The following is a 22,628-nucleotide window of genomic DNA, read 5'->3' as shown; positions in this document are numbered from 1 at the left end:
TTTAAGATAAAATTCAATAAGGTATAATAAAAACATCTATTAATTTTGATTTTAAATCTTCATTCTAAGGCTTGATAATTTTTTCATAAAAAAGAAAATATACTCTTCAATCCCTCTAATGCCCCAGCAGGAATAGAAATTGCATTTATGTTTTTAGGTACATCGTAGTCTCGAGGATTTATTCTTATAAGCACTCCATTTGTTATTTTTGCTATCTTCTCACTTGTAAGTCTTACTGTTGGGATAGCTTTTCCAGCTCCTATTTCTATTATTACAAGATTTTTATTTAAATCTATCACTTTTTCAAGCCAGAGGTTAAATCTAAATTCTTGACTTTCTGTTCTTATTGGTATCCAGCTAAAGTCGTTAAACATGAGTATGTTTGGTCTTGCAATTCTGCCACAGTATTTACAGGTTAGAAGTGGGTCTAAAGCTTGAAAATTTTCCATATCTACATTTACTTGAACGTTGTCAGCAGACCATATATCTTCATTGCAAGGTAGAGTACATTGTAAGTAATGAATACTTCCGTGTATCTCAACTATCTTCTTCTCATCAAAACCAGCTTTTTGAAACTGTCCATCTACGTTTGAAGTAAATATAAAGTAATCGTTATTTTTACTTTCTACAATCTTTTTTAAGATGTAAAATCCTTCGTGAGGTTGTGTATTTCTGTATAAATTTAATCTGTGTCCATAAAAAGCCCAAGCTAATCTTGGATTTTCTATAAACCATCTTGGGTGTGCCAAATCTTGAAAGTTTAAACCTAACTTTTTTGCGTAGGGGTATGCCTTCCAAAAGCCTTCTTTACCTCTAAAATCAGGAAGTCCAGAATCAACCCCCATTCCTGCCCCTGCTGTAATTAAAACGCTATCCGCCTCTTGTATTACTTCTTTAGCCTTTGAAAATACACTTTTATCCACTTACAAACTCCTGATTTTACTTATTATTTTTGAGGTTGAAGTATCGTAAACAAAATCAATGGTTAAAACCTGTCCTCCATAGGACTTTACAAAATCAGCTCCAACAATATTCTCTATTTTCCAGTCTCCTCCTTTTACAAGAACGTCAGGTTTTATCTCTTTTATAAGTCTTTCAGGAGTGTCTTCATCAAAGATTATAACCATATCTACAGGTTTTAAAGCTGATAGAACTTTTTTTCTCTGGTCTTGTGGATTTACTGGTCTGTCTTTTCCTTTTAACCTTCTTACAGACTCATCACTGTTTAACCCTACTATTAAAAAGTCTCCAAGGGACTTCGCTTTTTCAAGATAATCAACGTGCCCTGCATGAATTATATCAAAACATCCATTTGTAAAGACAATCTTTTTACCTTCTTTTTTTAACTCCTCTATAACTTTTAAATAATCCATCTTCTACCTCTTAGGAAAGATTACTATGTAGCTAAGTAAAAATATAGGAAAAGATATTAAAAAGTATGCACTGTTGTTGAAAATAACAGAAGTTATAAAACCTACTAAAGCTGGAATGTAGGCTAAAAATAAAGTCAGATTATAGTTATACTTTTTTTTAAAGACTAAAAAAGATGGAATAAAAGCGGTAAGCATTATCATTATAAAAGCAGGAGATAAAATGGAAAAATTTGGATTTAAAGGGACTTTTAGTATTATCAAAACAGCAAACCAGATAAAAACTGAAAACAACAAAGCAAAGTATTTTTTTCTTTTTTGAATTAAAGCCTCATTCAACATTTAACTCTTTTTCTGAATTTTCTTTTGCTTTTTCAAACTCTTTTATAACCTTTTCAAACTCTTTTAAAAGTTTTTTTCCTTCTTCTGTAAGTTTTGACCCTCCACCACCACGACCTCCTCTTACACTTTCAACTATTTTTTTACCATACCTTTTTTCCATCGCATCAATAAAGTAAAGAGCTTTTCTGTAAGATATACCAACCTTTTCAGCCGACTTTTTTATAGACCCTGTCTTTTCAATTTCCCTCAAAAGTTCATCTCTCCCAAGTCCCATAATAATCTCTCCATCTTTTTCTATCCAGACTTTGTACTTCACCTCAACCACAGTCAAAATCCCCCAAAGTAGAAGTTATATATCTTTTCTCCTAAAAATAGGTATATACTGCCAGCCAATGCTAAAAAAGGTCCAAAAGGTATCTCAAGTTTCATAAACTCATCACTTTTTTCTCTTTTCATAAAATACAGTGATGCTAAAAGCCCTAAAACAGACCCAAAAAATATTGTAAATAAAGCCCCAAACCATCCAGTATAACTACCTATAAAAGCAAGAAGTTTTACATCTCCCATTCCAAGCCCTTCTATATTTCTAAACTTTAAATAAAAGTAAGCTATTAAAAACAAAAATCCCGACCCCACTATAGCTCCTAAACCTGCCATTATCAAAGGCTCAAAAGAAGAGGATTGATAACTTTTTATTCCTGCATAGACAAAACCAGAGAAAAGACCAAGGTAGTTTATCTCATCAGGAATTATCTTAAAATCAAAATCTATAAAAGACAGAGCAATCATAGAGCATAAAAAGTAAAAAGAAAAAACAAAATCTATACTAAATCCAAACCTTAAGTAAGAAAAAACAGCAGCAAATCCTGTTATTAACTCTACTAAAGGATATCTTACAGATATAGGAGTTTTACAAAATCTACACTTACCTTTAAGAATCAAGTAGGATATGACAGGGATGTTGTCGTACCACTTTATCCGATTTTTACAAATAGGACAGGAAGAAGGAGGATAGACGATGGAAAGTTCTCGTGGCATTCTGTATATTACCACATTTAAAAAACTACCTATTGATAAACCTAAAATAAAAACCGCAAAGAGTTTTATTATTTCATAAACGTTTATCTCCACTTTTTTCCTCTCTTTTTGAAGATTTTTCCAACTTTTCTGTGTAAACAACTATAAGCCTTACAACTGCAAACACAAGTAAAGCTACTATGTAATAGTAAGTTTCCTTTAACTCTTCTCCTTCAGCTGTTGAGATTAAAACAGACCTAATCGTTCCAGCTATAGCAGTGTCTATAAAAAGGTTTAAAGAGATTTTTTCTCCTTTTATTAAATTTATCTCAGCTCTTAATAAAGAAGACAAAGGCCAAAGAAGTATAGCCGTACCAAAAAGTCTAAGTGCACTACCACTTATGTTCTTTTTAAACTCTACTACATTTTTTATCAGTCCTATAAAGTCATGGATAAACCAAATAAATATAGCCAAAGACACAACAACTATCAAAACCGCTAAAAAAAGGTGAATAAGTCTGTCAAAATTTTCTAGAAAACCTATAAGAGCTGTATCAATATTGGCTATTTTTTCTACTAATTTATTTTTCAGAAGTTTTATTTTCTTTCTCAAGTTCTTCCTCAAGCTGTTTTTTCAGCTGCTTCCCCTTTTTTACTAAAAAAATAACTTGAAAAGCGGTAAAACCTATTAAAACAGCTATTACACCTTCAAACTTTCCTATCAGATAACTAACCAGTGCAGCACCTATAGGTATTGGAACTCTAAAAACCATACTCATAAGAATTTTATTCTTAGCAGCTCCGTAAGTTCCTATACTTTTCCACATGTGCCAAAAGTATAAAATACCAGATATAAAACCTAAGATAAAAAGAGGAATGTAAATAAGTATCACTAAAAACTCCATATTATATTTATGATAAAATTATTATAACATCAAAAAACTACGGAGATTACGATGGAAAAAGAAAAATTAAAAAAGTTTGAAAAACTCTTGATAAAGAAAAGAAATCAGATTTTAGAAAGGTTCTTAAAAAAGGAAGAAACACAGAAAGTTTTAACAGATCAGTCTGCTGAACCCAGAGATATAGATGAGTATGCTCTTATAGATATAACAGAGGAAATTTTAGGAGAGTTATCTGATGTAGAGATAGAGATAATAAAAGCTATAGAAGAAGCTTTAGAAAGAATACATAACGGAACATATGGCATATGTGAAGTTTGTGGTAAAGAGATTGAAGAAGAAAGATTAGAAGCAATTCCGTGGACTACTCTTTGCATACAGCACGCAAAAGAAAGAGAGCTTTATGAATCTACTCCTGATTTAAGGTACAAAGAATACTTTGATAATCTTCTTTCAAGGGAAAAACCTACATCAGAAGAAGAGGCAGGAGAGTTATAATGGAACTTTGGAAAAAGTCAGCTGTAGAAATATCAAACCTTATAAAGAAAAAAGAAGTAAAACCCTCTGAAGTAGTCCAATTATTTATAGACAGAAAAAGACAGGTAGAGCCTAAAATAAACGCTTACATTACAGATTTAGAAGAGTTAGCTATAAAACAAGCTAAAGAAAAAGACGAAGAGATAACCAAATTAGATAACATTCCAGACCTTTATGGAGTACCAATCGCAGTAAAAGACAACATATCAACAAAAGGAATAAAAACAACCTGTGCTTCTAAAATCCTTGAAAACTTTGTTCCAGTTTACGATGCTACAGTAATAGAGAGGTTAAACAATCAAGGGTACATAATAACAGGAAAAACAAACCTTGATGAGTTTGCAATGGGTTCATCTACAGAAAACTCTGGATTTTTTACAACTAAAAACCCTTGGGATTTAGAAAGAGTTCCTGGAGGTTCATCTGGCGGTTCTGCTGCTGTAGTTGCAGCTGGATCAGTCCCTATATCTTTAGGTTCTGATACAGGAGGGTCTATCAGACAGCCTGCAGCATTTTGTGGGATAGTAGGACTAAAGCCAACTTACGGTAGAGTTTCAAGGTATGGACTTGTTGCATTTGCATCATCTTTAGACCAAATTGGACCGTTTTCAAGATACGTAGAAGATACAGCTTTAATTATGAACATTATATCAGGAAAAGATAGCAAAGACTCAACTTCAAAAGATGTACCAGTGCCAAACTTTTTAGAAGAGATAAAAAAAGACGTAAAAGGCTTAAAGATAGGTCTTCCACAAGAGTTTTTCACAGAGGAGTTAAACCCTCAGATAAAAGAGATTATCTTAAATGCAGTAAAACAGCTTGAAAAAGAAGGGTTAAGCGTAGAATGGATATCCCTTCCTTACTCAAAGTACGCAATAGAAACCTACTACATAATAGCACCTTCAGAAGCTTCTTCTAACCTTGCAAGGTTTGACGGAGTAAGATACGGATACAGGACAAAAGATTACAAAGACTTAGAAGAGATGTACTCAAAAACAAGAGATGAAGGTTTTGGTGCAGAAGTTAAAAGAAGAATAATGGTAGGAACTTATGCTTTATCTTCCGGATACTACGATGCTTACTACCTAAAAGCTCAAAAGGTAAGAACACTTATTTATCAAGACTATATGAAAGCGTTTGAAAAAGTTGATGTTATAATAACACCTACAACACCTGACGTTGCCTTTAAGATAGGAGAAAAATCCAGCGACCCAATCCAGATGTACCTTTCTGATATATTCACAGTTTCTGCAAACATGGCAACACTACCAGCTGTAAGTATTCCTTGTGGATTTAAAGACAATCTACCAGTTGGAATGCAGATAGTTGGAAAACCTTTTGACGAAGCTACAATCCTTAGAGTTGCTTACAGGTGGCAAAATATATACAGATTTTACGAAAAAGTTCCAATGGAATGAGATTTTTTATACTTACAATATTTCCAAATTACTTTGACTGTTTTAAAAATTACGGAATAGTAAGAAAAGCTATAAAAAGCGGTAAAGTAGAAGTAAACCCTATAAACTTGAGAGATTTTACAGAAGATAAACACCGGACTGTTGACGATGTTGTTTACGGAGGCGGTCCGGGAATGCTTTTAAAACCAGAGCCTATATTCAAAGCTTATGATTACATAAAAACTCTATCTAAAAATCCTTACGTATTAATCACTGAACCTTGGGGAAGAAGATTTGACCAACAGTTTGCAAAAGAATTATCCCAAAAAGAAGACATAGTCATAATCTGCGGAAGATACGAAGGAGTTGACGAAAGAGTTAAAAGTATAGTCAACGAAGAAGTATCAATAGGAGATTTTATTCTTTCTGGAGGAGAGCCAGCTGCGGTTGTAATAATGGACAGTGTTATAAGACTTATTCCAGAGGTTTTATCAGAAGAAGAGAGTTTAAGAGTTGATTCATTTAGTGATGGACTTTTAGGATATCCAAACTACACAAGACCGGCAGAGTACAGAGGTATGAAAGTTCCCGATGTTTTACTATCAGGAAATCACAGGCTTATATCTTTATGGAGAAGATTTATGAAACTTAAAAAAACTTACCAAAAAAGACCAGACCTACTTGAAAAAGCCATTTTGTCAGTTGAAGATAGAAAAATGCTTGACTATATTTATAAAGGAAAAGACTTTGAAGATTATCTGAAAGGAGAAAACATTGCTTAATATAGAAAAACCACCAATTGATGTTGTGGAAAATGAGGAAGCTTATGTTGTTGTAGTTGACATTCCGGGTGTTGAAAAGCAGAATATAGAAATAGTTGGAGATGAAAACTCTATTACAATCAAAGCTTTTAGAAACCAAGTTATAAAAGGAAGATACCATATAGTAGAAAGGTTTAACGGCTTTATAAAAAGAACTATAAAATTTCCTTCAGCAATAAATCTAAATCAAGCCAAAGCTATCTATGAAAACGGCGTTTTAACCGTATATTTACCAAAAGCAAAAAATCAGTTTATAATAGATACTTGTTTTAAAATCTTAATACCTTAAACAAAAATCAGGAGGTAAGATGGAAGAAAAGTTTTTAGAACTACCCTCAAAATACCCTTTAATACCAACAAGAGATTTAGTTGTTTTTCCATATATGGTAATGCCACTTTTTATAGGAAGACCATTTTCTATAAAAGCAGTAGAAGAAGCAATAGACAACAATAACAGATACATATTCTTAGCACTTCAAAAAGATAAAGAAACAGAAAAACCTTCTTTAAAAGATATACACGAGATAGGAGTAGTCGCAACAATTATAAGAATGATGAAACTTGAAGACGAAAGAATAAAAGTATTAGTTCAAGGAGTTACAAGGGGAAGAATAAAGTATTTAAAAGAGACAAATGGATACTATGAAGTAGAAGTAGACATTTTAGAAGATGAAGAAGTTGAAGAAACGATAGAGATAGAAGCTCTTAAACATTCAACAAGAGACCTTATAGATAAAGCCATATCATTAGGAAAACAAATAATCCCTGATTTAGTAGAAATCATAAAGTCTATAGAAGAACCCGGAAGACTTGCAGACGTTGTTGCGTCAGTGTTAGACCTAAAGCCAGAAGAAGCTCAAGAGATAATTTATATCCTTGACCCTGTAGAAAGGCTAAGAGTTGTCCATGACAAACTTTTAAAAGAAGTAGGAATATTAGAATTACAACATAAAATAAGAGTATCAGCAAGAGAAGCTATAGAAAAAGACCAGAGAGAGTACTTTTTAAGACAGCAGATAAAAGCAATACAAGAAGAACTTGGAGAAAAAGACGAAAGAAAAGAAGAGATAGAAAATTACAGAAAGAAAATAGAAGAATCTGGAATGCCGGACTATGTAAAAGAAGAAGCTGAAAAACAGCTTAGAAGACTTGAAAAGATGCATCCAGACTCTGCTGAAGCAGGGGTTATAAGAACTTACCTTGACTGGTTGGTAGAGCTCCCTTGGAACAAAAGGACTAAAGACAGACTTGATTTAAAAGTTGCAAAGAAAATATTAGATGAAGACCACTATGACCTTGAAAAGATAAAAGAAAGAATATTAGAGTATTTGGCTGTACTGAAAATAAAAAAACAAAAAACAAAAGACCCGTCTATAAAAGGTCCTATTCTTTGTTTTGTTGGACCACCGGGAGTAGGTAAAACATCTCTTGGAAAATCAATAGCAAAAGCACTGGGTAGAAAGTTTGTAAGAATATCTTTAGGTGGTGTAAGGGATGAAGCAGAAATAAGAGGACATAGAAGAACTTACGTAGGAGCTCTTCCCGGAAAAATAATACAAGCTATAAAACAGGCAGGAACAAAAAATCCTGTTATTATGCTTGACGAAGTAGATAAGATAGGTTTAGACTTTAGAGGGGACCCAACAGCTGCATTACTTGAAGTTTTAGACCCAGAGCAAAATAAAGAGTTTGTTGACCATTATCTTGGAGTACCGTTTGACCTATCAGAAGTAATGTTTATCTGTACTGCAAACAGAATAGACACAATCCCAAGGCCGCTGCTTGACAGAATGGAAGTTATAAGATTATCAGGATACTCAGAAGAAGAAAAGTTAATGATAGCCAAAAAGTACCTTATACCAAAACAGCTTAAAGAAAATGGTTTAGATGAAAAAACGATAGAGTTTACAGATAAAGCTATACAGTTTATTATCAGAGGTTATACAAGAGAAGCTGGAGTAAGAAATTTAGAGAGACAGATAGGTTCAATCATAAGAAAAATAGCAAAAGAGATAGTAGAAAAAGGTGGAAAGAAAAAGTACAAAATTACAGAAAAAACAGTTAAGAAGCTCCTTGGTTCACCAATATACATACCTGAAAAAGAAGAAAAAGATGAGATAGGAGTTGTTACAGGACTTGCTTGGACTGAAGTAGGAGGAGAGATACTAAAAATAGAAGCTACAAAAATGCCCGGAAAAGGAAATTTAATCCTAACAGGTTCCCTTGGAGATGTGATGAAAGAATCTGCAAAAATAGCATACTCCTACGTTAAATCAAAAGCCCAAGACCTTGGTATAGACCCAGAAGACTTTAATAAATATGATATTCACGTCCACGTCCCAGCAGGTGCAATACCAAAAGATGGACCATCTGCAGGTATATCTATAACAACTGCAATTGCATCTCTACTATCAAGTAGACCTGTTAGGTCTGACGTAGCAATGACAGGAGAGATAACCCTTACAGGAAAAGTCCTTCCGATAGGAGGACTAAAAGAGAAGATATTAGCAGCAAAAAGAGCAGGTATTAAAAATGTGATACTACCAAAAGGCAACAAAGAGGAAGTAATGTCTGACCTTCCTGCTTACGTAAGAAAATCAGTAAACCTTATATTTGTAGATCACATAGATGAAGTGTTAAAAATAGCCTTAAAGGATAAAGAAGTTGAACCTGAGAAAAGCGAAAGTTAAAGACGCAGAAAGTATTTTTAAAATCCTTCAATACTTTGCATTAAAAGAAGTTCTACTTCCCAGAAGTTTAAACAGTATTTACGAAAACATTAGAGACTTTTACGTTTACGAAGTTGATGGTAAAATTGTAGGAGTTGGGTCTTTACATATCTACTGGGAAGATTTAGCTGAGATAAAATCTTTGGCAGTTTTAGAAGATTATCAAAATCACGGTATAGGAAGAAAAATTGTTGAAGCTTGTTTAGAAGATGCAAAACAACTGGGTATAAAGAGAGTCTTTGCACTTACTTATGTTCCTTCCTTTTTTGAAAAGTTAGGATTTAAAATTACTGACAAATCAAACTTTCCACAGAAAGTATGGACAGAGTGTATACACTGTGTAAAATTCAACGACTGTAGAGAAGTTCCAGTGGTGATTGAGATATGAAGTATATATACCTCTGTAGGCACGGAGAAAGTGAGTATAACGCAAAAAAGATAGTTCAAGGGCACATAGACACTCAGCTGACTGAAAAAGGTATAAATCAAGCAAAAGCACTAGCAGAGTTTTTAAAAGAAAAAAATATTCAAAAAATAGTATCATCAGATTTAAAAAGGGCTTATCAAACTGCTAAAACAGTAGCAGACATTCTAAACCTACAAGTTAATGTAGATGAAAGAATTAGAGAGATGCACTTTGGAACATGGGAAGGGCTATCTTACGACTGGATATACCAAAACGCAAAAGACCATTTTTACAACTGGCTTTCTAACCCAGTTAAACATCCACTACCCAAACAAGAAGACCCATACCACTTTGAAAAAAGATTAAGACTATTTTGGGAAGATATAAAAAAATCACAAGAACATAACATTTTGATAGTTGGACACGGAGGCTCTATACAGGGACTACTGTGTATAGTTATGAACTTAGGCATAGAGTGTCTGTGGAAGTTTAGACACGATAACACAGGATTATCTCTAATAGTATCAAACAACTCAAAAGACGAAGTTAAGTTTATAAATCTATCATTTCATACCGAAAAAGATTTTAGATTGCTATAATATTTTTAAAACTCTCTGAAAGGTTTTAAAGATGAGTTTATCACAGTATTTTTGATGGCCATAATGTTGAAAAAAAATTAATATATGAAAACAACAAACGAGAAAAAAAGGATGCCCGTATGAAAAACAAAAAAGTCCTTACAACACTGTTGAGTCTTCTACTTGTTAAAAATGTCTTTGCTCAAGAAAAAATAACAACTTTATTAAATAAATATGAAGAAGCTTCTGACCTTTCCAACCGAACAAAAATTGAAAGTCTTGGACATTATATTACAATAACAAGAAAAGATTTAGAGATAATGCAAGCAAACACCCTGTCTGACGTTTTAAAATCTTTAAAACTTCACTCTTATATCCCTAACACCTTTGGTGTTTATCAACTTACTGCTGCAGGATCACAAGTTGGTTTAAATACTTCTTACAGATTATTTATAGATGACCACGAAGTAAGTTCAATACATACAGATAATCCATTTTTGATTTACGATAACTACCCTTTAGACTCTATAGACCATATAGAGATATACCTTGGAGCAGGAGCTGTAAGAATTGGTAATGAACCATCAATATTAATAATAAAACTTTACACAAAAGACCCTAAAAGAGAAAACTCTACAACTGTTAAAGGACTGTTAGATACAAGAAAAGGTTATTCTTACAACTTTACAGATGCAAGACTTATAAAAGAAAATATCTCTTACCTTGTAAGTGTCTATAAAGGTTATAACAACTACAAAACTTACTATTACAACAACAATCCTTTAAACAGAGATTCCCAAGCAGTTTTTGGCATTTTTAAACTAAACTACTACGACACTCAGCTTACACTTAACTTTGCAAAGGTAAGTAGAGATGCTTTTAAAGGCTTAGCAGTTGATATTTCACCAGACAAAGCTTACACACAGTCCCAAGACTTTTATATCTCTCTTACTCAAAAATTACTTGAAGACAAATCTTTGACTCTAAATATTTCTTATGACTACAACCAACGACAAGGAGAGTTTGAAAATAAATACTCAGAAGGTGGTGTTTTTGTTTTACCTGTCTATAACCCGCCATTATCAATCCCTTATTATTACTATGAAAAAAGAAATCTAAAAAAGTACACTTTTTACTTGTCAAAAGAGTTTAAAACTGACAACAACATACTATTAATAGGAACGTCTTACAAAATAAAACAAAATGATGTAGAAAAGGCTGATTATAAAGCATATACTTTATCAGGATATACATCAGGTTCTACTAAAGATTTACTTCAATTCAACAAAACAGACCTTTACACAGTTTTTGCTGAAAACCAGTACAATATAAACGAAAAAAATCTTATATTCTTAAGTCTAAAATATGACTATTACAGAAGAGAGAATCTACCAGACATAAAACAGTTTATAGCAAGAATTGGACACACTTCTTTTATAAATGAAAATTTATACATAAAAAGTTTCATAACAAAAACTTACATGCCACCCTCTTTTTATGAATTAGAGCAATCTAAAAACCCAAAAGATTTGAGAGTAGAGAATCTAAAAGGATTTTCTTCTGAGATTGTTTATGAAAAAGGAAAGAACACTCTAAAGCTGTTTTATGGCTACACTTACGCTAAGGATTTAATAATCTTTACTCAAAATGGAACTTTAAATTATGAAGGTACTCCTTTTCATCTTTTAGATTTTGAATACACTTACAAAATAACACCAAATAACAAAATAATCTTTGACGTATTTAAAGCCTTTTTACCTTCCTCAAAATTTAGCCCTACTTTTGGCGGTTCAATAAAAACTTTTAACTCTTTTGACAGATTTGACATTTACGGAGAGTTAATATACAGAAATGGTTTTGAAGTGTTTGACAAAAAAGTTAATTCAACATACAATTTAAACGCTGGACTTATATACAACTTTGACCGAAATTTAAGTATAAAGGTAAAGGGAGAAAATCTACTAAACAGCTCCTACAAAACTGTTTTATTTGGTTATCCTAATCAGATTGGCATATTTGACGCATACGATAGAAAATTAGTAATAGGTATAGAAAAGGTATTTTAAAATGAAGACTTTAAAAATTTTACTGGCTTTTATCTTAGTTATCTCTTTTAAAGCCTTATCTCAAGAAGACCCAGTTTATACTGAAGTAAAATTGCTTGAAAAAATTCTGTTAGATATTACACAAAAACAGGCAGTATACATTTGCATTTATGACTCAGAAAAAGTTCAGTACATACAGAAATATTCTACAAAAATACATATAACAAACTGCCAAAACGCAGACATAATATTATCAAATAGAGAAATACCTTACAGTAACAAGCCTGTAATAGCACTTAACGAAGAAATCTTAAAACAGCTACAAAATGCAATAGGAGGGCTATACTGGAAAAAAGGAAGACCACAGCTAATCTTTTTAGAAGACAGACTAAAAAAGTTTGATATACAATTACCCTCAGAATATGATAGATTCATAATTAAATCAAGAAACTTATCGCAAAGGTTGATTCATAATATCAACGATAGAATAAGTCTTATTGCTGAAAGATGATAAAAAGTTATCTATCTAAAGAAATTCAAAAGAATCAAATATCCATAGGAATTACACTTCTATCTTTAATAATTCTTTCAGTCTTGTATTTATATTTACCAGTCTACGAAAAATATATTCAAAACATACTTCTTGAAAAAGATTTAGAAAAAGAGGTAGATATAGCTAAAAATGTTATCAAAAAAATAAAGGAGATATCAGAAGATTCATTAATATCAAAAATATCTGACAGACAGTTCATTAAAAATGCAAGCGGAATTTTGGAGGTTCTAAATACACCAAATACAGAGTATTTATACATAATTTTTGAATCAAACAGACAGTTTTTTATAGCCCTTGATGCATCTAAAAAAGATAGAATGAAACCTTTTGAGTATATTCAACTACTTCCAGCGGAAATACCCATTGTTAACCAAGGAATAAAAGAAGGAGAGTATAAGTACTTAATACATACAAACACATCAACTTTAGGTTTGACTTTATACATCCCATTTAAAGATAAAGATAATATAAATTACATATTTATAAAAGATTACACCATAAAAGAAGTACAAGAGATTAAAAGTTTAGTAGACTCAATACGGAGGGCTGTATTTGGATTTATAATATTAATAGTATCACTTGCGAATGTAGCCATTATAGGAATCATAAAAACTTTATACTACAAAAAAAGAAGTTTTATTGACAACCTTACAGGACTTTACAACAGGAACTACTTAGAAGAGATAGAAAATAAAAATTTAAAAGACTTTGTTGTTATAGTTGCAGACATAGACTTCTTTAAAAAAATTAACGATACTTACGGTCATTTAGTAGGAGATAAGATTTTGAAAACTGTAGCAAAAAATATTAAAAAGAACGTTAGAGAAAATGACATTGTTATAAGGTACGGGGGAGAAGAGTTTTTAATACTTTTACAGAAGGAAAGAAATTTAGATAATATAAATTACATTAACGTTGCGGAGAGAATCAGAAGTAGTGTAGAAAACTTAAAAATAAAGATAAATGAAGACGATTACATTAAAACAACCTTATCAATAGGTGTATTTTTAGATACAGATAAAGTCAAAAGTTTACAAGAAGCTATAAAAAAAGCTGACGTTGCTCTTTACAAAGCTAAAAACAAAGGAAGAAATAGAATAGAGATTTACGATGAAGAAACTCAATCATCTGAAAAAGCCTTAAAAGTTTCTCAAATCAAAGAAGCTATTGAAGATAAAAGGCTTTTCTGTCTATACCAACCTATAATATCATTAAAAGACAGTAAAGTCTCCCATTACGAAGCATTAGTCCGAGTTAAAGACAAAGAGGGAAACACAATCCCACCTTACCAGTTTTTAAACACAATAGAAAACACTTTTCTCTATACTAAGCTTACAAAAGAAGTTATGGAGTATAACCTTAAAATATTAAAAGAGCATCCTTACATAAAAGTAAGTATAAATTTAAAACCATCAGACATACTAAACAGGTCAACCATAGACATGCTTTTGGATATAGCAAAACAAGAGAGTATTATAAAAAGGCTTATGATTGAGATAGTAGAAACAGAAGACGCTCTTGCATACGAAGAAATTGTAAAGATAATAAGCAGTCTAAAAGAAGCTGGATACGTTATATGTTTAGACGATTTTGGTAGTGGATACTCAAACTTCGTTTACCTTTTAAGGTTAAATATTGATTACTTAAAAATAGATGCAAACCTTATAAAGAACATCACAACTGATAAAGTTTCATTTGAAGTTGTCAAGATGATAAACGATTTTTGTAAGAAGATGAAAATAAAAACAATTGCAGAGTATGTAGAAAATGAGGATATACTAAAAATAATAAAATACATAGGCGTTGATTACGGACAGGGATACTACTTTGCAAAACCAAAACCGATAGAAGAGCTTATTAAATCAAGCAAATAATATATTTTTGTATTAAAATATTTATTTACCTAAAAATTTTTGAGGTGGTAAAATTGTCTGAAATTTTAGAAAAAGATGCCTGCGGTGTAGGATTTTTAGCAAACATAAAAGGAATAAAATCATATAAAATTCTTTGTGATGCTCTTGAGTCCCTTGCAAACTTAGACCATAGAGGTGCTGTAAGTGCAGACGGTAAAACAGGGGATGGTGCTGGAATACTCACCCAGATACCTTATAAATTCTTTGAAAAACAGCTGAAAAAATTAGGTATAAAAGTTCCTTCTGTAGAAGACTTTGCAGTAGGCGTTTTCTTTTTACCAAAAGGAAAAGAAGAGAGTTTAAAAAGAGAGATTGAAGATATAATAAATCAAAAATTTAAATTTTTAGGTTGGAGAGAAGTTCCTATAAATGAAAACGAAGTAGGAGAAATAGCCAAAAGAACTCAACCAACCATCTTACAAGGATTTATATCAAAAGAGGGTATTAAAACAGAAAACTTTGAAAAAGATTTATTTATTCTCAGAAAAAAGTTAGAAAAACTCTCTTTAAACCCTGATTACAAAGATTTCTACATACCTTCTCTATCTTCAAGGACAATAGTTTATAAAGGACTTATTACAGCTCCAAAACTTAGAGACTTTTATCTTGATTTACAAGACGAAGATTACGAAACAGCCTTTGCAATATTCCATCAAAGATACTCAACAAATACATTTCCAAACTGGAAGCTTGCCCATCCATTTAGAATGCTTGCCCACAACGGTGAGATAAACACAATATCAGCAAACAGAAACTGGCTTAAAGCAAAAGAACAAGACATAAGAGAAGTATGGGGAGATTTAGCTAACATAATACTACCTATAACAAACGATACAGATAGCGACTCTGCTTCTTTAGATAACGCTATAGAGTTTTTAGTCCACTCTGGAAAAGATATTCTTACAGCTATAAACGTTTTAGTTCCAAGAGCTTGGGAAAATGACGATAGATTAACACCAGAAGAAAAAGCTTTTTATGAGTACTTTGCTTGCATATTTGAAAGCTGGGACGGACCTGCTGCAATAGCCTTTACAGACGGTAAAATCATAGGTGGAAAGCTTGATAGAAACGGACTTAGACCTGCAAGATACATAATAACAAACGATGTAATATTAATGGCTTCTGAAGTAGGTGTTATTGAGTTTCCTGAAGAAGAAGTGGTTTTAAAAGGAAGGTTAGGTCCGGGAGACAAGATTGCCTTAGACTTAGAAACAGGAAAAATTTATTTCTCAGAAGAGATAATAGACCTTCTTGTTAAAGACAAAAAGTATAAAGAATGGGTAGAGTCAAACATAATTCCTTTCATTCCTGCAAAAGAAACACCCGAAATTGATTATAAGGAAGTATTAAAAGAGCTTATTACATTTGGTTATGATAAAGATGAGATTAATATGGTTGTAAAAGAGATGGCTCTTAAAGGAGTAGAGCCTACTTACTCAATGGGTAATGATACACCTATATCCGTTCTCTCAAGAAGACCTAAGATGCTTGCATCTTATTTTAAACAAAGATTTGCTCAGGTAACAAACCCACCTATTGACCCTATAAGAGAAAAGAAAGTAATGTCTTTAAAAACTTACGTAGGTAAAAAAGAAAACTTTTTACTTGAAACTCCAAAACACGCTAACCAAATCGTCTTTGACAGCCCAATAATATTTGATAACGAAATGCAGGAGCTTATCAAAACTTATCCAGATAAAGTTCAGATAATACCTACTATATTCCCACCTTACGAAACAGCTTTAGAACCTACTTTAGATGAGATATGCCAGAGAGTTGAAGAAGCTGTAGACAACGGAAAAGAGATAATAATACTCTCTGACAGAGACATATCAATAGAAGGAGCTCCTATCCCTATGGGACTTGCAGTTGGAGCTGTAAACACTTACATGGCAAAAAGAGGAAAAAGGAGCAGATTCAGCATAATAGCTGATAGTGGAGAGGTAAGAGATACTCACTCTCTAGCATTCCTTATCGGATACGGTGCAACTTTGGTAAATCCTTACATGATTGTTCAAATCATAAGAAATTTGGTAGAGGAAGATAAAAAGTTTGAGATTACATTTGAAGAAGCTGTTAAAAATTACAAAAAAGCCTTAAACGAAGGATTACTTAAAATAATGTCCAAAATGGGTATTGCTACCATAAAGAGCTACAGAGGCTCTGGACTTTTTGAAGCGTTAGGTATATCTCAAGAAGTTATAGATAAATGTTTCCCTGGTACTGTTTCTAAACTTGATGGTATAGGCTTTATGGAAATTGCAAGAGAGACCTTAGCAAGATTTAATCCAGCTTTTTCTGGAGAAATGAAAGAACTTCCTGTAGGAGGAGAGTATAGACACAGAAGAGAAGGAGGAGAGTTCCATTCATGGAATCCAAAAGCTTTAACATCTCTTCACAGAGCAGTAAGACAGATAAAGTTAGAAGAGTATAAAGCATTTGCAGACCTTGCTTACGCTGAAAAACCTGTAGAGCTAAGAGACCTGCTTCAAATAAATTCAGACAGACCACCTATTCCTATAGAAGAAGTAGAGCCTATTGAGTCTATAATGAAAAGGTTTGTTGGAGCTGGGATGTCTGTAGGAGCTCTCAGCAGAGAAGCACACGAAACCATAGCAGAAGCTCTAAACACTATAGGTGGAAAGTCTAACTCTGGAGAAGGTGGAGAAGACCCTGCAAGGTATGGAACAATAAAAAACAGTAAAATAAAACAGGTAGCATCAGGAAGATTTGGAGTAACTCCTGAATATTTAAACTCAGCTGAAGAAATTGAGATAAAGATTGCTCAAGGAGCAAAACCGGGAGAAGGTGGACAATTACCGGGTAAAAAGGTAGATGTGTACATCGCATTTTTAAGACATGCAAAACCTGGAATAACTCTTATATCTCCACCACCTCACCACGACATATACTCAATAGAAGACCTTGCCCAGTTAATATACGACCTAAAAATGATAAATCCAAAAGCAAAAGTTATAGTAAAACTTGTATCTGAAAGTGGTATAGGTGTTGTAGCATCTGGGGTATCAAAAGCCTTTGCTGATATTATCCACATATCAGGGCATGACGGAGGAACAGGAGCTTCTCCTTTATCATCAATAAAAAACGCAGGAACAATATGGGAGCTTGGATTACCTGAAGTCCATAAAGCATTAATAGATAATGATTTAAGGTCAAGGGTAAAACTTAGAGTTGACGGTGGTATAAAAACAGGAAGAGATATAATCATAGGAGCTCTATTAGGTGCAGAAGAGTTTGGATTTGGAACTGCCCTTATGATAGCTGAAGGTTGTGTAATGGCAAGACAGTGCCACTTAAACACCTGCCCAGTAGGTATAACAACCCAAGATAAAAGATTAAGAGAAAAGTTTCCAGGAAAACCAGAGCATATAATAAACTACCTTAAGTTTGTTGCTCAAGAGGTAAGACAGTACCTTGCAGATATGGGCTACAAAAGTTTAGACGAAATAATAGGAAGAACAGACCTTCTCAAGCCTATAATTCCACACGACCATTATAAAGCTAAAAAAATTAAGTTTGTCAATGTTTTAATACCTTACGACCCTACAAAACCATCAAAATCTACTCAAGACTCAAATCCAATACCAGATTCTAAAAAACCATTTGACCTTGAAATACTTCCTGAAATATTACCAGCAATAGAAAAAGACAAAAACTTCTCAGGATTTTACGTTTTAAGAAACACTTACAGGTCTTTTGGAACAAGAATAGCCCATGAGATAGTTAAAAGATACGGAGACAAAGGATTAAGAAACGGTAAAATAGAGATAAATCTAAGAGGAACTGCGGGTCAAAGCTTCGGAGCTTTCTGTGTACACGGAATGATTTTATCCCTAACCGGTCAAGCAAACGATTATGTAGGAAAAGGCATGGCGGGTGGAATGATCATCATAAAACCACCGAAAGAGTTTAAAGGTGAAAGCCATAATAACGTTATAGCAGGAAATACAATACTCTACGGTGCAACCGGTGGACAAGTCTTTATAAGCGGAAAAGTAGGGGAAAGATTTGCAGTAAGAAATAGCGGAGCTGTAGCTGTAGTGGAAGGTGTGGGAGACCATGGTTGTGAGTATATGACAGACGGTATCGTTATGATTCTTGGAAATATTGGCGTTAACTTTGGAGCTGGAATGACCGGTGGAGTTGCATACATTTACGACCCTAATTCAGAGGTAAATAGAAAGATAAACAAATCTTACGTTGAAGTAGTGGAACTTGAAGAAGAAGATGTAGACCAGATAGAGAAACTCTTAACAAAACACAAAGCTTACACAGACAGTAAAATTGCAGAAAAAATACTTTACAACTTTAAGCAAGAGATAGATAACTTTGTAAAAGTAGTTCCAATTGAAGTAAAAAAACCTTCTGATGAAACAGACGAGGTAGAAGTTAAAAAATGATAAGAAAATACAGAATTTTTCCTCTTCTTTTATTTATTTTCTTTATAAGCGTAGCTTGCCATAAAGAGAGTAAAAATGAGATTAAATCAAATCTTCCACAGGCAACGGTAGTTAGAGTTATTGATGGAGACACGATAGTAGTTAACTTAAACGGTATGGAAGAAAAAGTCAGATTAATAGGAGTAGATACTCCAGAAAGTAGAGTAAACAAGAGAGCAGAGATTCAACAAAAAGAAGGACTTGGAAGCGTTGAAGAAGTTGTCCAGTTAGGTAAAAAAGCAAAAGAGTTTACAAGTTCTCTTGTAAAACCGGGAGATATCATTTACTTAGAGTTTGACGTCCAGCAGAGAGATAAGTACGGTAGATTACTTGCTTATGTTTACTTAAAAGATGGAAGAATGTTAAATAAAGAAATAATATGTAATGGTTATGCAATGCCTTTAACAATTCCACCAAATATTAAGTATGAAGAAGAGTTTAGAAAATGCTACAAAGAAGCAAGGGAGAATAAGAGAGGATTATGGAAAGAGTAGATAATAAAAAAAAGACTAACATAAAACATATAGTAGAAACTATTGTAGTGATATTCATAGTCGTATCTTTAGTAAGAGTTTTTTTAGTTCAGGCGTTTAACATACCATCAGGTTCAATGAAGCCTACTTTATTAGTAGGTGATTTTATTCTAGTAAACAAGCTTGTATACGGAAACTGGGATATCGGAATACCCTTTACAAACATCACCTTTTACCACCACAACAACAGACTTGCAAAGATAGACAGAGGAGATGTAATAGTTTTTAAATATCCAGAAGACCCTTCTATTGACTTTATAAAAAGGGTAATAGCACTTCCTGGAGACATAGTGGAAGTTAAAAACGATATTGTTTACATAAACGGAAAACCTTTAAAAAGAGTGGAAGATGGATACTACGAAGATACAAACGAAAAAGTAAAAAAGTATAAAGAAACAACAATAAGGTCTGATGGAAAAGAGTACTCTTACACTGTAATGGAAATAGAAGATGGAATTGGTCCAGACTTTGGACCTGTGAAAGTCCCACCAAACAGCTACTTTTTAATGGGAGATAACAGAGATAACTCAAAAGACAGTAGGTTCTGGGGTTTTGTCCCTGATGATTACGTTATAGGGCAGGCATTTGTAATATACTTCTCAATAGACTTACAAAAACCATCAATAAGGATTGATAGACTTGGTAAGGTAATATACTGATGGATGAGAATATAAAGTCTTTAATTAGACGCTTAAGGCAAAATCCCCACGATACCTACGCAAAAGAGTTGTTAAAAGATGAAGAAGTAGCACAAGTTTTATTAGAAGCACACTTACCCCAAGAGATAAAATCAATTATAAAAAAAGAAACCTTAGAGATAATAAACACAGAAAGCTTAGACTACAAAGAAAAATCAAAGTACTTTGCTGATGTTATTTACTCTTTAAAAACAATTAACGGAGAGGATTTAAAAATTTATGTACTTATTGAACATAAATCCTATGATGATAAGCATTTACCACTCCAATTGATTAAAAATATGGCTGCTATATGGTCAAAAGAAGTTATAGAAGGTAAAATAACACCTATCTATCCAATAGTAATTTACGCATCAAATCAAAAATTAACTTTAAAAAATGAATTTTCAAACTACTATAAAATTCCAGAAAATTTAAAAAAATTTTTCTTAAACTTTAACATTTCTATTTTAAATCTAAACGAACTTGATGAAAAAACAATTAAAGAGAAATATAGAAACATATATACCCTTATAATGGCTTTAAGAATTATTCAAGAACCAACACCAGAAAACATTCTAAATCTAATAAAATCAATAGAAACTTTATATAACTACAAGCCAAAGGCAGTTTACGTAATAGCCTTAAGCTACATCTTCACTATTGCTAAAAAGGATAAAAACACGTATATTAAAGTTAAAAAGCAACTTGAAGGAGGAAATATGGGTAGCTTATTAGATATGTTTATAGAAGAAGGTCTGGAAAAAGGATTACAGCAAGGACTACAACAAGGATTACAGCAAGGATTACAGCAGGGACTACAGCAGGGACTACAGCAAGGACTACAGCAGGGACTACAGCAAGGACTACAGCAGGGACTACAGCAAGGAGTTGTGAAAGCAGCTAAAGAGCTTCTTTTAGATGCTATTGAAGTAAAATTTGGTTATGTTCCACAGGAGATTTTAAAACTTATAGAAAAAATACAAGATGTTAACATCCTAAAAAATTTACATAAGAAGACAATAATTGCAACATCCATTGAAGATATAGAAAAATCTATAGAGGAAGTAGCAGAATGATACTAATAAAAAATGGTTATGTAATAGACCCAGAAAACAACTTAGAAGGCAAATACGACATACTGATAGAAAAAGGTATTATAACAAAGGTTGAGCCTAATATTCAACCTTTTACTGATTGTGAAGTTATTGACGCAACAGAAAGGATAGTATGTCCGTCATTTGTAGACCTTCATGTCCACTTTAGAGACCCGGGACAAACTTACAAAGAAGACATAAAATCTGGAAGTAAAGCAGCTGTAGCCGGAGGATACACAACAGTAGTATGTATGCCAAACACTCAACCTGCTTTAGATGACATTCCTTTAATAAGATACGTAATAGAAAGAGGAGAAGAAGTAGGATTATGTAGGGTACTACCTGCTGGATCAATTACAAAAGGTAGAAAAGGTAAAGAGCTAACAGAGATGGCATTACTTAAAGATGCAGGAGCTGTCTACTTTACAGACGATGGAGCTCCTGTGATGGACTCTTTTATAATGCGTAAAGCAATGGAGTATGCAGGTTCTATAGGGTCTTTTGTTGCAGACCACTGTGAAGACTTAAACCTTTCTCAAAATGGAGTAGCCCACGAAGGAGAGATATCAGCTGCTTTAGGTCTTCCCCCACTCCCACCAGAAGCTGAAGACACTATGGTAGCAAGAGATTGTGTTTTATCTATACAAACTGGAATGCCTGTTCATATATGCCATATATCATCAAAGTTGGCAGTGGAAATAGTAGCTTGGGCAAAGGCTATGGGTGCAAAGGTAACTGCTGAAGTTACTCCTCACCACCTTTATTTAACAGATGAAGAGTTTTTAGACTTTTCTTGTGTAGCCAAAGTATCACCACCTTTAAGAACACATGAAGACATAGAAGCAACAAGATGGGCTTTAGCAAGTGGAATTATAGATTTTGTTGCAACAGATCACGCCCCTCACGCTCATTACGAAAAAATGCAAGATTTACATGTATGTCCTCCGGGGATGATAGGGCTACAGTTTGCCCTACCAATAGTCCTTGAGCTTGTTAAAAAAGACTATATGGACTTAACGAGACTTGTAGAGGTAATGTCTACAAACCCAGCCAAAAAGATAGGATTAAAACCTCCTCAAATAAAGGTAGGAGAGTTGGCAGAGTTTACAATCTTTGACCCTTTTGAAACTTGGGAAGTAAATGAAGATACAATACTATCAAAAAGTAAAAATACACCACTTTTAGGAAGAAAACTAACAGGAAAAGTTAAGTACACTTTTTACAATGGTAAAATGGTTTATAAGGATTAAA

General features: G+C 33.0%; 22 protein-coding genes. 15 read left to right on the top strand and 7 right to left on the bottom strand.

The genetic code is table 11. From position 1 onward, the window contains the following. Nucleotides 1–83: 83 nt before the first annotated feature. From Q385_RS0106155 to Q385_RS0106125, 7 genes are read right to left on the bottom strand one after another with little or no spacing between them, the layout of a single operon-like run. A complete protein-coding gene (locus Q385_RS0106155) occupies nucleotides 84–923 on the bottom strand; it encodes an SIR2 family NAD-dependent protein deacylase (protein ID WP_028950830.1) in 840 nt (279 codons plus the stop codon). Beyond that, nucleotides 924–1,373, bottom strand: coding sequence for a D-glycero-beta-D-manno-heptose 1-phosphate adenylyltransferase (gene rfaE2, locus Q385_RS0106150; protein ID WP_028950829.1), 450 nt, complete (start codon nucleotides 1,371–1,373; stop codon nucleotides 924–926). Nucleotides 1,374–1,376: 3 nt separating this feature from the next. Next, nucleotides 1,377–1,712 (bottom strand): hypothetical protein, encoded by a 336-nt coding sequence (locus tag Q385_RS0106145; RefSeq protein ID WP_245596370.1) that lies wholly within the window; start codon nucleotides 1,710–1,712, stop codon nucleotides 1,377–1,379. Further along, nucleotides 1,702–2,037, bottom strand: coding sequence for a winged helix-turn-helix domain-containing protein (locus Q385_RS08935; protein WP_037919740.1), 336 nt, complete (start codon nucleotides 2,035–2,037; stop codon nucleotides 1,702–1,704). Before Q385_RS08935 ends, Q385_RS0106145 begins: the two co-directional genes overlap by 11 nt. A gap of 2 nt (nucleotides 2,038–2,039) precedes the next feature. Continuing rightward, nucleotides 2,040–2,843: a prepilin peptidase gene (locus Q385_RS0106135; protein WP_028950827.1), complete on the bottom strand. Its 804-nt coding sequence runs from the start codon at nucleotides 2,841–2,843 to the stop codon at nucleotides 2,040–2,042. Next, complete coding sequence (locus tag Q385_RS0106130; protein WP_028950826.1) at nucleotides 2,824–3,342, bottom strand: phosphate-starvation-inducible PsiE family protein; 519 nt, start codon at nucleotides 3,340–3,342, stop codon at nucleotides 2,824–2,826. The genes Q385_RS0106135 and Q385_RS0106130 overlap by 20 nt, the downstream gene beginning before the upstream one ends. Then, entirely contained in the window at nucleotides 3,311–3,622 is a 312-nt protein-coding gene (locus Q385_RS0106125; RefSeq protein ID WP_245596369.1) for an ATP synthase subunit I, read from the bottom strand. The genes Q385_RS0106130 and Q385_RS0106125 overlap by 32 nt, the downstream gene beginning before the upstream one ends. Nucleotides 3,623–3,685: 63 nt before the next feature. On the opposite strand from Q385_RS0106125, the gene Q385_RS0106120 reads away from it, so the two are divergent. The 15 genes from Q385_RS0106120 (at nucleotide 3,686) to Q385_RS0106050 (ending at nucleotide 22,627) form a co-directional block, all read left to right on the top strand. After that, nucleotides 3,686–4,129: a TraR/DksA family transcriptional regulator gene (locus Q385_RS0106120; RefSeq protein ID WP_028950824.1), complete on the top strand. Its 444-nt coding sequence runs from the start codon at nucleotides 3,686–3,688 to the stop codon at nucleotides 4,127–4,129. Beyond that, nucleotides 4,129–5,586, top strand: a complete 1,458-nt coding sequence (gatA, locus tag Q385_RS0106115; protein WP_028950823.1) for an Asp-tRNA(Asn)/Glu-tRNA(Gln) amidotransferase subunit GatA — start codon at nucleotides 4,129–4,131, stop codon at nucleotides 5,584–5,586. The genes Q385_RS0106120 and gatA overlap by 1 nt, the downstream gene beginning before the upstream one ends. After that, a complete protein-coding gene (trmD, locus tag Q385_RS0106110; RefSeq protein WP_028950822.1) occupies nucleotides 5,583–6,347 on the top strand; it encodes a tRNA (guanosine(37)-N1)-methyltransferase TrmD in 765 nt (254 codons plus the stop codon). Before gatA ends, trmD begins: the two co-directional genes overlap by 4 nt. Beyond that, the gene (locus Q385_RS0106105) at nucleotides 6,340–6,675 is read left to right on the top strand and encodes an Hsp20/alpha crystallin family protein (RefSeq protein ID WP_028950821.1); all 336 of its coding nucleotides are present in this window, start codon (nucleotides 6,340–6,342) and stop codon (nucleotides 6,673–6,675) included. Before trmD ends, Q385_RS0106105 begins: the two co-directional genes overlap by 8 nt. Before the next feature lie 19 nt (nucleotides 6,676–6,694). Further along, nucleotides 6,695–9,076, top strand: coding sequence for an endopeptidase La (gene lon / locus Q385_RS0106100; RefSeq protein WP_028950820.1), 2,382 nt, complete (start codon nucleotides 6,695–6,697; stop codon nucleotides 9,074–9,076). Continuing rightward, nucleotides 9,051–9,503 carry an N-acetyltransferase gene (locus Q385_RS0106095; RefSeq protein ID WP_028950819.1) on the top strand — a complete coding sequence of 151 codons (453 nt, stop codon included), beginning with the start codon at nucleotides 9,051–9,053 and terminating at the stop codon, nucleotides 9,501–9,503. The genes lon and Q385_RS0106095 overlap by 26 nt, the downstream gene beginning before the upstream one ends. Continuing rightward, nucleotides 9,500–10,120 carry a histidine phosphatase family protein gene (locus Q385_RS0106090; RefSeq protein WP_028950818.1) on the top strand — a complete coding sequence of 207 codons (621 nt, stop codon included), beginning with the start codon at nucleotides 9,500–9,502 and terminating at the stop codon, nucleotides 10,118–10,120. Before Q385_RS0106095 ends, Q385_RS0106090 begins: the two co-directional genes overlap by 4 nt. Nucleotides 10,121–10,239: 119 nt before the next feature. Continuing rightward, nucleotides 10,240–12,165, top strand: a complete 1,926-nt coding sequence (locus tag Q385_RS0106085; RefSeq protein ID WP_028950817.1) for a TonB-dependent receptor plug domain-containing protein — start codon at nucleotides 10,240–10,242, stop codon at nucleotides 12,163–12,165. A gap of 1 nt (nucleotide 12,166) precedes the next feature. After that, on the top strand, nucleotides 12,167–12,655 hold the full coding sequence (locus Q385_RS0106080; protein WP_028950816.1) for a hypothetical protein: 489 nt from the start codon (nucleotides 12,167–12,169) through the stop codon (nucleotides 12,653–12,655). Next, nucleotides 12,652–14,571, top strand: a complete 1,920-nt coding sequence (locus Q385_RS0106075) for a putative bifunctional diguanylate cyclase/phosphodiesterase (RefSeq protein WP_028950815.1) — start codon at nucleotides 12,652–12,654, stop codon at nucleotides 14,569–14,571. Before Q385_RS0106080 ends, Q385_RS0106075 begins: the two co-directional genes overlap by 4 nt. Before the next feature lie 53 nt (nucleotides 14,572–14,624). Then, nucleotides 14,625–19,031, top strand: coding sequence for a glutamate synthase large subunit (gltB, locus tag Q385_RS0106070; RefSeq protein WP_028950814.1), 4,407 nt, complete (start codon nucleotides 14,625–14,627; stop codon nucleotides 19,029–19,031). Continuing rightward, a complete protein-coding gene (locus tag Q385_RS0106065; RefSeq protein WP_037919738.1) occupies nucleotides 19,028–19,564 on the top strand; it encodes a thermonuclease family protein in 537 nt (178 codons plus the stop codon). The genes gltB and Q385_RS0106065 overlap by 4 nt, the downstream gene beginning before the upstream one ends. After that, nucleotides 19,552–20,262 carry a signal peptidase I gene (gene lepB, locus Q385_RS0106060; RefSeq protein ID WP_028950812.1) on the top strand — a complete coding sequence of 237 codons (711 nt, stop codon included), beginning with the start codon at nucleotides 19,552–19,554 and terminating at the stop codon, nucleotides 20,260–20,262. The genes Q385_RS0106065 and lepB overlap by 13 nt, the downstream gene beginning before the upstream one ends. Continuing rightward, nucleotides 20,262–21,359: an Rpn family recombination-promoting nuclease/putative transposase gene (locus Q385_RS0106055; protein ID WP_028950811.1), complete on the top strand. Its 1,098-nt coding sequence runs from the start codon at nucleotides 20,262–20,264 to the stop codon at nucleotides 21,357–21,359. Before lepB ends, Q385_RS0106055 begins: the two co-directional genes overlap by 1 nt. Further along, complete coding sequence (locus tag Q385_RS0106050) at nucleotides 21,356–22,627, top strand: dihydroorotase (protein WP_028950810.1); 1,272 nt, start codon at nucleotides 21,356–21,358, stop codon at nucleotides 22,625–22,627. The genes Q385_RS0106055 and Q385_RS0106050 overlap by 4 nt, the downstream gene beginning before the upstream one ends. Nucleotide 22,628 lies beyond the last annotated feature (1 nt).

The organism is Sulfurihydrogenibium subterraneum DSM 15120, assembly GCF_000619805.1.
GTDB lineage: Bacteria > Aquificota > Aquificia > Aquificales > Hydrogenothermaceae > Sulfurihydrogenibium > Sulfurihydrogenibium subterraneum.
The sequence above is the reverse complement of the archived record's forward strand: the minus strand, read 5'-3'. Positions and strand labels throughout refer to the sequence as shown.